Consider the following 13,120-nt stretch of genomic DNA (forward strand, 5'->3'; position numbering starts at 1 on the left):
ACCCCACCACGTAGGTCTGGCCGGTCAGGTCGACGTCGCGGGCGAAGCTGCCAGGCGCGGTCAGCCGCTTCGGCGCTTCGCCCGAACAGCCTGCGGCCAGGGCGGCCGTGCAGAGGACGACGACCACGACCGCGACGAGGCGGAGCCGACGGACACGGCGCATGCCGTTCTCCCGGAAGGATCGCGGAGCAGCGGGGAACGGGCCGGACCCTCCTCGCGCGAGGGCCGGCGCGGTAGACGACGGCGGGGAGGCCCCGGAGGACCTCCCCGCCGTTCGCGGTGTCACCGTGTCACCGCTCGGCGCTGGACCGACCGGTGACGCCGGGCCGGATCAGGACTGGCCGATCAGGCCCTGCTGCTGGAGCCAGTTCTTCGCGACCTGGGCCGGGTCCTGGCCCTGCGAGGAGATCTGGCCGTTGAGGCCCAGCATCGTGTTGTAGTCCAGGCGCTTCGCGATCTCGTTCGAGACCTGGACGACACCCGGCGCCCGCGCCACCACGTCACCACGGATGGTGTTCGAGGCGTTGTAGATCGGGAAGAAGTTCTTGTCGTCGGGCAGCGCCACGAGGTGGAGACCCGGGATGCGGCCGTCGGTGGTGAACACCTCGCCGAACTTGCAGGGGTTGCCGTTGGCGGTCGCCTGGTAGACGACGCCGGTGTCGAGCGTGGTGACGGCCGGTGGCGAGGTGTACGGCTTGGTGACGCCGTAGGTGCGCAGCAGGTTGGGCAGGCCGTCGTCACGGCCGGCGAACTCGGGCTCCACGCAGAGCGTGGCGTTCGGGTTGCCGGAGTTGATGAAGTTGGCCCAGTCCGTCGTGTTCTTGATGTTGTTCTGCTGGGCGAATGCCTCGGTGGTGCCGATGGCGTAGGTGTTGTTGAACGGCGTCGGGTTGGTCCAGACGATGTTGTTCTGCTTCTTGTCCAGGTCCCGCGTCGCGATGTACTGCTGCTGCGGGTCCTTGATCACCTGGGTCTGCTTGAGGTCGGTGATCCAGCCGGTGCCCGTGTACGACCAGTACATGTCGACCTGGCCGCTGGTCAGGGCGGCACGCGCCGCGGCCGAGCCCTGGATGCCGCAGCGGTCGTTGACGGTGGCGCCGACCGACTGCAGCGCCTGGACCTGCGCCTTGCACAGGAAGAGCTGCTCGTCGAAGTCCTTGCCGCCGACGGTGAACGTCTGGCCCTGGAGGTTGATGCCGCTCGCCGCGAGGCTGCCGCCGGTCGCCTGCGGCTGACCGCTGCCTGACAGGCCCCCGCAGCCCGCCGCGAGCAGCGCGGTGGCCGCGAGCGTGACCGCTCCGGCCCTCCACCCGCGCAGGCGGCCCAGCCGTTGCTGGCCGCCCGGAGTCTTCCACTGCACTGGTCGTCTCTCCTTCGTCGTGCGAGGTCTGTTGCTCCGGCCTCGGCCTGGGTCGTGCCTGGACTTGCGGAATCACTGCCACGACCCGGGCGGACTCCCTCGATCTGCCCGGAGCGTGCGCCCGTCGGTCAGCCCGAGCGGGCGACGATGGCCCGCTCGGCGACGCCGGCCAGCCAGTCCACGAGCAGCGCGAGCGCGGCGATGATCGCGCCGCTGACGAACAGCAGGTTGATGCGGTTGAGCCGCAGCGCCTGCTGGACGAGCTCGCCGAGCCCGCCCGCCCCGATGTAGGTGGCCAGGGTGGCCGTGCCGACGTTGAGGACGAGCGCCACGCGCAGGCCGGCCACGATGACCGGTACCGCGAGCGGGATCTCGACCCTGAAGAGGGTTTGCCGCGACGACATGCCCATGCCGCGGGCGGCCTCGATCAGGGACTGGTCGACCTGCTGGAGGCCGACCACGGTGTTGCGCAGGACCGGGAGCAGGGCGGCCAGCACGAGGCCGATGACCGCGCTCCGCACCCCGAACTCCCAGAAGCCCAGCAGCAGCAGCACACCGAACGGCGGCAGGGCCTGGCCGAAGCCGCCGAGGGCGAGCACCGGGCCCTGGAGCCTCCTGGCGCTCTTCCGGCTCAGACCGATGCCGATGGGCACGGCGATGAGGAGCACGAGCACCGTCGAGTACAGGACGAGCAGCAGGTGCTGCCCGAGCTGACTGAGCACGTTCTCGGGCTCGAGTGCGCGAGCCTCGATCGTGTCGAGGGTCCGGGTGCTGACGTAGAAGTAGGTCAGCAGCAGACCGACGACCACGATGATCGGAGCGACGAGCAGGTCGTAATTGGCCCGGATCGTGCCCAGGAAGCCGCCCGTGCTCGCCTCGGACTTCTTCTGGGTCGGGAGGCCCGGCTGGAGGTCGACCGCGGTCACCGCTCACGCTCCCTGGTCTTGAGACCGGCGACGAGGTCGTTCCAGTGCAGGACGCCCTGGGCCAGGCCCTCGTCGTCGACGACCGCGACCAGCGAGGCGGAGCCGTCGAGCATGACGTCGACCGCGTCGTAGACGGTGCCGGACAGCGGCACCGTCACGAGCGCGGTCCCGGCGGCGTCGCGGTCGGCCAGGTGCCGCCACGAGACGGGGCGACCGGCCGCGTCGACCTCGGCGACCGGCGTGCCGTTGCGGTTCCCGACGGCGTTCGAGTCGGTCTCGATCGGGTGCAGCTCGAGGCGCGAGAGCTCGAGCAGCGAGAGGCGCCGCACGGCCGCACCGCCGCCGACGAAGTCGGAGACGAAGTCGTCGGCCGGGTGGGTGAGCACCCTTTCGGGGTTGTCGTACTGGTGCAGCTTGCCGCCGCTGCCGAACACCGCGATGCGATCGCCGAGCTTCACGGCCTCCTGCAGGTCGTGGGTGACGAAGCAGATCGTCTTGCCCACGGACCGCTGGATCTCGAGGAACTCGTCCTGGAGACGGTCGCGGGTGATCGGGTCGATCGCGCCGAAGGGCTCGTCCATGAGCATGACCGGCGGGTCCGCGGCGAGCGCGCGGGCCACGCCGATGCGCTGCTGCTGGCCACCGGAGAGCTGGCGCGGGTAGCGGTCCCGGTAGGTCGAGGGCTCGAGGCCCACGAGGTGGAGCAGCTCGTCGGCCCGTTCCCGGATCTTGTTCTTGTCCCAGCCGAGCATCTTCGGCACGACGCCGATGTTGTCGGCGATCGAGAAGTGCGGGAACAGCCCGCCCTGCTGGATCACGTAGCCGATCTTGCGGCGCAGCTGGTCGCCGTTGACGTTGGTGACGTCCTCGCCGTCGAGCAGAATGCGGCCACCGGTCGGCTCGATGAGGCGGTTCATCATCTTCAGGGTGGTCGTCTTGCCGCAGCCCGAGGGGCCGATCAGCATGACGATCTCGCCCTTGGGGACAGCCATGTCGAGGCTCTCGACCGCCGGGGCGGCCGAGCCGGGATACACCTTCTCGACGGCTTCCAGGACGATCATGTTCTCGGTCTCAGACACGGATCCCCCTCGGGATGGTCAGGCGCTGCACGATGGCGAAGAAGATCTCGAACACGGCGGCCACCACCAGGCACATGAAGGTGCCGATGAGGACCTGTGGGAAGGCGTTCGCCGCACCGATGCGGGTGATGCCGGTGAGCAGCAGCTTGCCGAGGCCCGGCCCCTGCACGATGGACGCGACCACGGCGATCGAGATCGAGATCAGCGTGGTCACCCGGATGCCGTTGAGGATGACCGGCCAGGCCAGCGGCAGCTGGATCGTCAGCAGCCGGCGGACGCGGCCGTAGCCCAGACCGCGGGCGGACTCAAGGATCGCCCGGTCGACCGAGGTCAGACCGGCGACGGTGTTCCGCAGCACGGTGTAGAGCGTGTAGATCGTCAGCACGATGATCGCGGTCGTGACCCCCAGCCCGGTGATGGGCAGGAACAGCACGAAGAGTGCGAGCGAGGGCACCGTGAGGACAGCCGCGGTGATGAGGAGCGAGCCCTCGCGGATGCCGGAGGCCCACCAGTCGAAACTGAAGCGGGTCGGGCTGGGCTCCCCGGTGGAGACGATCAGGCCCAGGGCGATGCTGATCGCGGAGCCGACGCCCACGCAGATGAGCACGAACAGGAAGTGCTGCTGGGTGAGGGCCAGGATCTGGGCGCTGTTCGCGGCGAAGTACTGGAAGACGTTCACGACACTCCTTCCTTTCTGGTCGGAGGGACGGGCGGAGGGGTCGGAGGGCGGCGCTGTCGCGGGGTCCGGGACGGCGGACCCGCCCCGGACGGGGCGACCGGGGTGCCCGGAGCTCCGAGGGCGGCCGAGAGATCGGCCGCGGCACGGAGCACGCCCGCGCTGACCTCGGCCAGCACGGGGTCGATCCGGGAGTCGGGGCCTCCGACGGTCACTGCCGCGACCACCGCGCCCGCGGCGTCGCGCACCGGCGCGCCGACCGCGAGCAGGCCCCGGTCCATCTCGTGACGGGCGATCGAGTGGCCGCGGGCACGGTCCTCGGCGATGCGGACCACCAGCTCGTCCAGCGAACGAGGTGCGGCCGGGCCTGCCTGCCCCAGCCCCTCGGGGACGATCAGCCGGGCGACCGCGGCGGTGTCGAGGTCGAAGAGCATCGCGCGCCCGCCCGCGGTGCAGGACAGGGGCACCGTCCGCCCGACCCAGCCGATGGCCCGGAGCTCGCTGTCCGGGGCGGCGGTGCTCACCGTCATGGCGCTCCCGCCGCTGCGCACGCAGACCTCGACGCGCTCGCCCAGCAGGGCGGCCTCGCGCTCGACGAGGGCGTCGGCCTCGTCGCGCAGGCGGCGGCTCACGGCGCGGACGCCGAGCGAGAACAGCCGGGTGCCGATGCGGTAGCGCAACGTCCCGGCCTCGCGCTCGACGAAGCCGGCGTCGGCGAGCAGCCGCAGCAGGCGGGACACCTGCGACTTGTCGCGGCCGAGCGTGCGGGCGATCTCGACGACGCCGAACGCCGTGGGCGCCTCGACGGTGCCCGCCGGGCCGCCGAGGCCGACCGACTCGGGGTCGCCCAGCAGCTCGAGGATCGCGAGCGCGCGGTGGACCTGACCACCGCCCGAGGCGTCACCGGCGGCGGGGGCCGCGCTGCGCGTGGGGGTGGTCGAGCCGTCCTCCTGCGCTGCGCCGCGCGAGGCACGTGGACTCATGACCCCCCTCTCCACTCCCTGACGCGGGGAGCGTGAGGGACAACCGCCGTTGCCGATCAGGCAACGGTCAGCGAGAGATTAAGGGGCTCGCCATGCGCTTGTCACCCGGAAGTTGGGACTTTCGGGTCAAGTCGTCATGCAGCGTCGACCGGTCGTTCGGTGACGGAGTGTCTCAACCAGGCCGTGGAGCAGGGGATCTAGATCGCGGATGTCCGAATGGTCTCGCACGGGTGAACAGGGCGACGCGAAGTCGTAACTTTGCGTCATCTCGCTGAGTGAGCCGCTGAGAGCGCTCCGGTGGCCGAAAACCGGGCCGAGGGGTTGCAGGAACGCCGCGTACCGGTGACCGGGTCAGCGGCCCGCCGTCACGCCCGGGTTCCGTCCCCCCGGTGCGTCGAGGCCCCAGAGCCCCAGCAGGCGCGACTCCAGCCGGTCCAGCTCCGCGGCGACGGCGAGGTGGGCCCGACGACGGCGCGCGCTCGGCATCTGCTCGGCGGACCGCACCGCGGCCTCGAGGTCGGAGAGACGGGTGCGCGCGTCCGCGGTGAAGGTGTGCACCTCGGCGTCGTCGGGTCGGCGGTTGCCGAGCTCGCGGACCGAGTTGGCGAGGTTGTGGCAGCGCGCGTAGAGCGCCGTCCCGCGACCCGAGAAGGTCGAGAGCTCGTCCGGCGCGACGCCGAGCCGCCGGGCGCGGTAGTCGTCGACGCGGGAGCGCGCCTCGCCCACGGCCTGGTAGACGATCGGGGCCGCGACGGGGACCACGATCCTGGCGATCCCGATCCACCGCTTCACGGTGGCGCCGGTCAGCGGGTCGTCCTTGCCGTTCTTGTCCGCGATCTCGGCGTCCGCGACCTTCTCGGCTTTCTCGGTCGCCCTGCGATCGGCCTTCGCGGCCTTCGCCGTCTGCTTCTCGGCCTTCGCGGCCTGCTTGGCGGCCCGGCGGCTGAGGACGACCACGCCCTCGCCCTCCTCGCCGCCGATCTCCACCGAGTGCTTCGTGCCGCTGCTCCGCCGTGCCATGGGTCCTCCCGCTGTCCCGGCGGCCGGCCCTCGCCGGGCGCCCCGGGCGGGTACCCCCGCCCGGTCGTTCCCCGGGGCCGGCCGTCCCGACCCGATGTCGATCTCTCGCGGGCCCGGTTCCCCGTCGGGCCCGGACCCTAACGGGGTCTCCCCGTCCGTGGGCGGCGCCACGACGGCGCACCGCCCCGGGAGCGGGGCCGTGCCCGTGGCCGATCAGGCTGTCGGGGCTCCGTGGCAGGCTCCTGGTCATGAGCAGCGCGGACCCGGGCGGGCCCACCCCGGCCGTCCCCGGCCCCGGCGGCCCTCCCGTGCTGCTCGACGCCGCCGTCACCACCCGCTGCCGGCGCCGGGTCCATCTCGAGCACGATCCGTCCACCGGGCGCGCGCGGGGGGCGACCCCTGTCGACGGTGCAGGTGCGGTGGTGCTCCCGGAACCGGACCCGGGCGTGGAGATGCGGGTGGCCGACGCCGCGGAGCACCGTGCCGCGCTCGCCGCCCGGTTCACCGAGCTGCTCGGGGAGTCCTACCGCCGGGTGCCCGACGGTCCGCGGGGCGAGCGGGTGTCGGCGACGCTCGCGCTCGCCGCGGACGACACCGTCTCCGCGATCGGCGCCGCCGAGCTGCCACCGGCCGACGGCAGGCGCGGGCACGCCGAGCTGCTGGTGCGCGCCGGGGGCACCGCCGACTCCGCGGAGCACGCCGACGGGGGCTGGTACCCCGTGATCGTTGTGCGCCACCGCGTCAGCGACCCCGGGACCGGCGCCCTGACCACGCCGCTGGGCCGGCCGCACCCGTCGTCGGCGGCCCCGGATCCCGAGCGCAAGGTGCGCGCGGTCGCACGGGACGTGCTCCGGCTCGCGCACCTGCACCGGATGCTCGCCTCCGCGGGCCTCGGCGTCCTCTCCGGGCCCGCCTGGGGTGGCGTGGTCGGGCTCGACGCCGACTGCGTGGTGTGGACCGACCTGGCCGCGGGACCCGGGAACGAGGCCGGACGCAGCCCGCTCGACACCTACGACCGCCGCTTCGCCGACCGGCTCGCCGTCGCCGGGGCGGCGCGGGCCGGGGCTCCCGCGCTCGCCGAGCCCTCCCGCATCACCGAGTGCCGCCGCTGCCCCTGGTGGCCGGTCTGCGAGGCCGACCTGCGCCGCGCGGACGACGTGAGCCTCGTCGTGCGCGGCGAGGACGCCCTGCGGCTGCGCGGTCGCGGGGTCACCACGGTGCGGGCGCTCGCCGCGCTCGACCCTCGGCGCGGTCTGCCCGAGCCGGTCGACGGCGTGCCCGACGACGTCGGCCTGTCCACCGACCTGCGTGAGGCCGTCGCGCTGGCCCGGGCCTGGCGCTTCGACGTCCCCCTGGTCCGGCGGGTGCACCGGCCCGACGTGCCGCGCGGCGCGGTCGAGGTCGACGTGGACATGGAGAGCCTCGGCGAGGACGGCGCCTATCTGTGGGGCGTGCTGCTCTCCGGCGCCGACGTGGGGCTCGCCCACGGCTACCGCGGATTCGCCACCTGGGACCCGGTCCCGACCCGCGACGAGGCCCGCTCGTTCGCGGCGTTCTGGGCCTGGCTGACCGATGTCCGCCGCCGCGCCGAGGAGCGCGGTCTGTCCTTCCGGGCGTACTGCTACAACGAGCAGGCCGAGAACCGCTGGCTCCGCGGGTCGGTGGAGCGCTTCACCGGCGAGCCGGGGATCCCGGCCGGCCAGGAGGTGGAGGCGTTCATCGCCTCGGACGCCTGGGTCGACCTGTTCCCGGCCGTCAGCGAGTCGTTCCTGTGCCCGCACGGCAAGGGCCTCAAGCGCGTCGCGCCCTCGGCGGGCTTCGGGTGGCGTGATCCGGAGGCGGGCGGGGAGAACTCCATGCGTTGGTACCGCCGCGCCGTCGGGCTCGACGGCGAGGCCCCCGAACCCGCGATGCGCGACCGACTACTCGTCTACAACGAGGACGACGTACTGGCCACCCGCGCCCTGCGGACCTGGATGACCTCGGACGCGGTGCTCGCCGTGCCGCACCTCGACGACCTGCGGGCCGAGGCGGCCGTGCCCGACGCCGGGCAGGCCGCCCCGTCCGAGGTGGTCAGCGAGGCTGCATGCGCAGCGCCCCGTCGAACCGGATGACCTCGCCGTTGAGGTAGTCGTGCTCGGCGATCATCGCGACGAGCTGGGCGTACTCGTCGGGCCGGCCGAGACGCTGGGGGAACGGGATGCCCTTGGCGAGCTCGTTGCGGAAGGACTCCTCGACACCGGCCAGCATCGGGGTGTCGATGATGCCGGGGGCGATCGTCATGACCCGGATGCCGTACTGGGCGAGGTCGCGTGCGGCGGGCACGGTCATGCCGACCACGCCGCCCTTCGACGCGGCGTAGGCGATCTGGCCGATCTGGCCCTCGAAGGCCGCCACCGAGGCGGTGTTGACGATGACGCCGCGCGCCCCGTCCGCGAGCGGCTCCGTCTGCGCCATGGCCGCGGACGCCAGCCGCATCACGTTGAAGGTGCCCACGAGGTTGATGTTGATGACCTGGGAGAACGCCCCCAGGTCCATCGGGCCCTTCTTCGAGAGGACGCGGCCCGCGGTCCCGATGCCCGCGCAGTTGACGACCACGCGCAGCGGGAGTCCGATGCCGACCGCGGCCTCGACCGCGGCCTGGACCTGGTCGCCGTCGGTGACGTCCGCGCCGATGTAGTCGACCCGCTCGAGCTTCTCGGCCGTGTCGATCGCCTTCGGCAGGTCGATCGCCACGACGTGTGCGCCGTCGGCGGCGAGCCGGCGGACCGTGGCCCCGCCGAGCCCGGACGCGCCTCCCGTGACGATCGCGGCGACGTCGGTCGTGTCCATGCGCGGTGCGCTCCTCGTGCTCGGGCCGGCCCGCGTGCTCGCGCCGGCGTGGCGGGCGCGGCGCGCGTTGGGACGATCACCGCAGCCCTCGGCGCGGAGGCTATCCCGGGCCGCGCGGCGGTGACAGTCAGGGCTGACCGTTCTGTCGAGAGTCACACCGATGGTGGGTGCAGCCCGGGTCCGCCGAGGTGGACCCGGGCGCGCGGGGAGCTCAGGCGCGCGTCATCCCGAACTGCCAGTCGTCGAGGTAGCGCGTCGCGAAGCCCGCCTCGGAGTAGGCGAGGTAGAAGTCCCACATCCGGACGAAGATCTCGTCGAACCCGAGGTCCCGGACCTCCCCCTCGCGGGCCAGGAAGGTGTCCCGCCAGCGGTGCAGGGTCTCGGCGTAGTCGGGGCCGATGGAGCGGCGGTCGTCGATGTGCATCGTGGTGTGGCGGGCGAGGGTCGCCTCGATCGCCTCGACGCTCGGGATGATCCCGCCGGGGAAGATGTACTTGTGGATCCAGGTGTACGAGGACTTCGTCGCCCGGAGCCGGTGATGCGGCATGGTGATCGACTGCAGGCCGAAGCGCCCGCCGGGCGCGAGGAGCCGGTCGACGGTGCGGAAGTACTCCGGCCAGTAGGCCGCGCCGACGGCCTCGATCATCTCGAGGGAGATGACGGAGTCGTACTCCCCGACCGCGTCGCGGTAGTCGCGCACGTCGATCGTGATCCGGTCGGACACGCCCGCGGCCTCCGCACGGCTGCGGGCGAGCTCGGCCTGCTCGACCGAGAGCGTCAGCGTCGTGACCCGCGCGCCCCGCTTCGCCGCGCGGATGGCCGCCTCGCCCCAGCCGGTGCCGATCTCGAGGACGCGTGAGCAGTCCCGCACGCCCGCCAGGTCCAGGACGCCGTCGACCTTGCGGTGCTGGGCCGCGGTGAGGGACTCGGTGTGCTGTCCGTCCTCGCCGATCGGCCCGGAGAACCAGGCCGCGGAGTACATCATCGACTCGTCGAGGAAGAGCTGGAACAGGTCGTTCGACAGGTCGTAGTGTCGGTGGACGTTCTCCTGCGAGGCCGAGGCGTCGCCCGCGTCCTCCTCGCGCGGCTGCCCGCGGTCGTAGAACCCGCGCATCTTGCGCAGTGGGCGCGGCACGAGCTCCTCGATGTTCTCGCTGAAGCACTGCAGGACCCCGACGAGGTCGTCCGAGTGCCAGTCGCCCACCATCCAGCCCTCGCCGAACCCGATCAGCCCCGACCGCCCGAGGCGGGTGAAGCAGGCCTCGGGCCGGATCAGGCGGATCGCGGGGGAGGTGGGACCACCGCCGCCCTCGACGGTGCCGTCGGGCCAGATCAGGCGCATCGGCATGCGCCGTACCGCCGCACGCATCAGCCCGCGCGCCACGCTCATCCGCAGCCGGTTCTCCCCCGGGTCCTTCAGGCCCGGCCAGACGCCCTCGGCCGGCCGAGGTACGGGCCGGCGGAGGGACAGGTCGTCGGACAGGGGTGAGGTCGACACAGCAGGTCCTCTCGACGCATGGACGATCGTTTCGTTGCGACGACGTTCCGTCGGCATCACCTTCGCGGCCCGAGCACGGAGCGTTCGATCTCGGACGACGAGATTGTGACCACGTCGGTTCGGAACGGGTGCGGAGCCCCGATGGTCCGTTACCGTGCGCGTCGAGCACGGACACCGACCGTCACGCGGCCGGTGTGGGTCCGGTCCGCCGGGGAGGATGCCTGAGGTGGACGCCAGCGACGAGCTGCAGCGCCTGGACGACGACCTCGCGGCCGGTCGCGTCGACGCGACCTCGTACCGGCGGCGCCGCGACGAGCTGATCGTCCGTCGCCGCGAGGAGGAGGCGGCGGCCCGCGCGACGGGCCCGTCCGCCGTCGGCGCCGTGGAGGCCCCGACGACGGGTGCCGTCGATCCCGCACCCGGGTCGGCCGGGACCGGACCATCGGCGCCCGCCACGGCCGGGGAGCCCGCCTCCTCGGGACCCGGTTCCGACGGTTCGGTCGCGCCGTCGCGCACCTCCGTCCCCGCCCACCCGAGCCCGGCCACCCCGAGCGCCGCCACCCCGAGCGGTGCCCACCCGGCCACCCCGGACCCGGTGCTCCCGTCGTCGACGGAGTCGCGGACCGAACCGCCGGACTCCGGGCCCGACACCGAGTCGATCCCGGTCGTGACCCCTGGGACGGCTCCGGGACCCCCGCCCGGAGCGCCGCACGAGCCCCGGGGCCCCGACCCGTTCCCCCCGCCGTTCCGCTGGGGCGACACGCAGGCGCCATCGGACCCGGCGCCGGAGGTGACCCAGGTCGTCGAGCGGGACGCCGAGAGCACCCAGGTGGTTCCCGGTCCGTCGTCCGGCGGCTTCCGCCCCGCGGGGGGACCGACTCCCACGGGCCCGCCGCCCGCCGACCCGGCCGGCTTCCGCCCGCCGTCGTTCGCGCCACCGCCCGAGCGCACCCAGGTGGTGCCCGGCGGGATCGCCGGGCGGCGTCCGTCCGCGCCGGTGCCCGCCGCCCACACCACCCCACCGTGGGTGGACCGCGCACCGGATCGGGTGGATCGGTCCCCGTCGGGGATGCAGGGCTCCGAGGTGTTCCTCGGCAGGCGGCGGGAACTGGCCTCGGTGATCGGCACGGCGGCGGTCATCGCCGTGGTGATCCTGGTGCTCGTGCTGTCGTTCACGCTCGGCTGAGTCCCGGGCGGCCGACTAGGCTGCGGCGTCGTGGCCACTCTGGTGACGTTCCACGCCCACCCCGACGACGAGTGCATCGGATGCGGCGGTGTCATGCGGTCCGCCGCCGACGCCGGGCACCGCGTGGTCCTCGTCGTCGCGACCGGCGGGGAGCACGGTGAGATCGTCGCCGACGTCCTGGCGCCGGGGCAGACCCTCGCGCAGCGGCGGCACGAGGAGACGCTGGAGTCCGCCCGCATCCTCGGGGTGGCCCGGACCGAGTTCCTCGGCTACGTCGACTCCGGGATGGTCGGCACCGAGACGAACACCGCGCCCGGCGCGTTCGCCGCCGCCGACGTGGAGGAAGCCGCCGGGAGGCTCGCCGCGATCCTGCGCGAGGAGGCGGCCGACGTGGTGACCTACTACGACGACCACGGCGGCTATGGCCACCCCGACCACGTCAAGGTGCACCACGTCGGGAAGCGCGCGGCGGAGATCGCCGGCACGCCGCGCGTCTACGAGTCGACGATGAACCGCGACGAGATGCGCACGATGATCGCGGGCGCGGTAGAGGCGGGGCTCATGGGCGACGGGGACGGTCCCGACGAGTCCGACGTCGAGTCGATGGGCACCCCGGAGTCGCAGCTCACGACCCGGGTCGACGTGACGCCGTGGCTCGCCGCGAAGCGTGCGGCGATGCGCGCGCACTCCAGCCAGATCGCCGAGGACTCGTTCTTCCTGACCCTGCCCGACGAGGCCTTCGGGTCGGCGTTCGGCACCGAGTGGTTCCAGCGGGCCGGCGCGCCGGTGGGCGGACCGTTCGAGACGGGGCTGTTCGCGGACGAGCGGTCCCACCCGGAGGGCCGCGTACCGTCGGCCTCATGAGCCTGTCCGGTCGCGGCAAGCGCACGATGGTCGACCGGGCGGACGCCCTGCCCGGCCGCTCGACGCCCCTCGCGACGCCGGAGCGCCACCTCGTCACCGGGCACCCGATCAAGCCCCCGTTCCCCGAGGGCATGCAGACCGCCGTCCTCGGGATGGGCTGCTTCTGGGGTGCCGAGCGGGTGTTCTGGCGGACGCCGGGCGTCTACTCCACCGCGGTGGGCTACAGCGGCGGGTACACGCCGAACCCCACCTACGAGGAGACCTGCACCAACCTCACCGGGCACGCCGAGGTGGTCCTCGTGGTCTTCGACCCGACGGTGATCACCTACGAGCAGCTGCTGAAGATCTTCTAGGAGGAGCACGACCCCACCCAGGAGATGCGTCAGGGCAACGACGTCGGCACGACCTACCGCTCCGCGATCTACTACGCCGACGACGCCCAGCGCAAGGTCGCCGAGGCGTCCCGCGACGGGTACCAGAAGGCGTTGGACGCCGCCCGGCGCGGCACGATCACCACCGAGATCGCCCCGCTCGGGGAGTTCTACTACGCCGAGGACTACCACCAGCAGTACCTCGAGCGCGTCCCGAACGGGTACTGCAGCCTCGCGGGCACCGGCGTGTCCTGCCCGACCGGTCTCGGGGTCGCCGCCGACGGCTGAGGACCGTGACCTGGCACACTCCTGCTCCGTCCCAGCG

The 13,120-nt window shown here is 73.0% G+C and carries 11 protein-coding genes and 1 pseudogene; 4 read left to right on the forward strand and 8 right to left on the reverse strand.

Going from position 1 to position 13,120, the window contains the following annotated elements:
* Positions 1-331: 331 nt before the first annotated feature.
* The 6 genes from VGI02_RS03130 to VGI02_RS03155 all read right to left on the reverse strand — a co-directional run bounded on the left by VGI02_RS03130 (position 332) and on the right by VGI02_RS03155 (position 6,044).
* Complete coding sequence (locus VGI02_RS03130; protein WP_331625792.1) at positions 332-1,360, reverse strand: glycine betaine ABC transporter substrate-binding protein; 1,029 nt, start codon at positions 1,358-1,360, stop codon at positions 332-334.
* Positions 1,361-1,488: 128 nt separating this feature from the next.
* Positions 1,489-2,286, reverse strand: coding sequence for an ABC transporter permease (locus VGI02_RS03135; protein ID WP_331625793.1), 798 nt, complete (start codon positions 2,284-2,286; stop codon positions 1,489-1,491).
* The gene (locus VGI02_RS03140) at positions 2,283-3,347 is read right to left on the reverse strand and encodes an ABC transporter ATP-binding protein (RefSeq protein ID WP_331625867.1); all 1,065 of its coding nucleotides are present in this window, start codon (positions 3,345-3,347) and stop codon (positions 2,283-2,285) included. The genes VGI02_RS03135 and VGI02_RS03140 overlap by 4 nt, the downstream gene beginning before the upstream one ends.
* Positions 3,348-3,357: 10 nt before the next feature.
* Positions 3,358-4,044, reverse strand: coding sequence for an ABC transporter permease (locus VGI02_RS03145; RefSeq protein WP_331625794.1), 687 nt, complete (start codon positions 4,042-4,044; stop codon positions 3,358-3,360).
* Positions 4,041-5,024: an IclR family transcriptional regulator gene (locus tag VGI02_RS03150; protein WP_331625795.1), complete on the reverse strand. Its 984-nt coding sequence runs from the start codon at positions 5,022-5,024 to the stop codon at positions 4,041-4,043. Before VGI02_RS03150 ends, VGI02_RS03145 begins: the two co-directional genes overlap by 4 nt.
* Before the next feature lie 351 nt (positions 5,025-5,375).
* Complete coding sequence (locus VGI02_RS03155; protein WP_331625797.1) at positions 5,376-6,044, reverse strand: DUF6474 family protein; 669 nt, start codon at positions 6,042-6,044, stop codon at positions 5,376-5,378.
* Between the two features lie 248 nt (positions 6,045-6,292).
* On the opposite strand from VGI02_RS03155, the gene VGI02_RS03160 reads away from it, so the two are divergent.
* Positions 6,293-8,158: a TM0106 family RecB-like putative nuclease gene (locus VGI02_RS03160; RefSeq protein WP_331625798.1), complete on the forward strand. Its 1,866-nt coding sequence runs from the start codon at positions 6,293-6,295 to the stop codon at positions 8,156-8,158.
* Here the strand turns inward: VGI02_RS03160 and VGI02_RS03165 are convergent.
* Complete coding sequence (locus VGI02_RS03165; protein ID WP_331625800.1) at positions 8,118-8,876, reverse strand: SDR family NAD(P)-dependent oxidoreductase; 759 nt, start codon at positions 8,874-8,876, stop codon at positions 8,118-8,120. The genes VGI02_RS03160 and VGI02_RS03165 overlap by 41 nt on opposite strands.
* A gap of 211 nt (positions 8,877-9,087) precedes the next feature.
* Positions 9,088-10,374, reverse strand: coding sequence for a class I SAM-dependent methyltransferase (locus tag VGI02_RS03170; protein WP_331625801.1), 1,287 nt, complete (start codon positions 10,372-10,374; stop codon positions 9,088-9,090).
* Between the two features lie 226 nt (positions 10,375-10,600).
* Between VGI02_RS03170 and VGI02_RS03175 the strand changes: the two genes are divergently transcribed.
* The 3 genes and pseudogenes from VGI02_RS03175 to msrA all read left to right on the forward strand — a co-directional run bounded on the left by VGI02_RS03175 (position 10,601) and on the right by msrA (position 13,083).
* Entirely contained in the window at positions 10,601-11,560 is a 960-nt protein-coding gene (locus tag VGI02_RS03175; protein ID WP_331625802.1) for a hypothetical protein, read from the forward strand.
* A gap of 30 nt (positions 11,561-11,590) precedes the next feature.
* Positions 11,591-12,424 (forward strand): PIG-L family deacetylase, encoded by an 834-nt coding sequence (locus VGI02_RS03180; RefSeq protein ID WP_331625803.1) that lies wholly within the window; start codon positions 11,591-11,593, stop codon positions 12,422-12,424.
* A pseudogene (gene msrA / locus VGI02_RS03185) lies at positions 12,421-13,083 on the forward strand (peptide-methionine (S)-S-oxide reductase MsrA). Before VGI02_RS03180 ends, msrA begins: the two are co-directional and overlap by 4 nt.
* Positions 13,084-13,120 lie beyond the last annotated feature (37 nt).

The organism is Actinomycetospora sp. (genome assembly GCF_036497245.1).
Lineage (GTDB): Bacteria > Actinomycetota > Actinomycetes > Mycobacteriales > Pseudonocardiaceae > Actinomycetospora.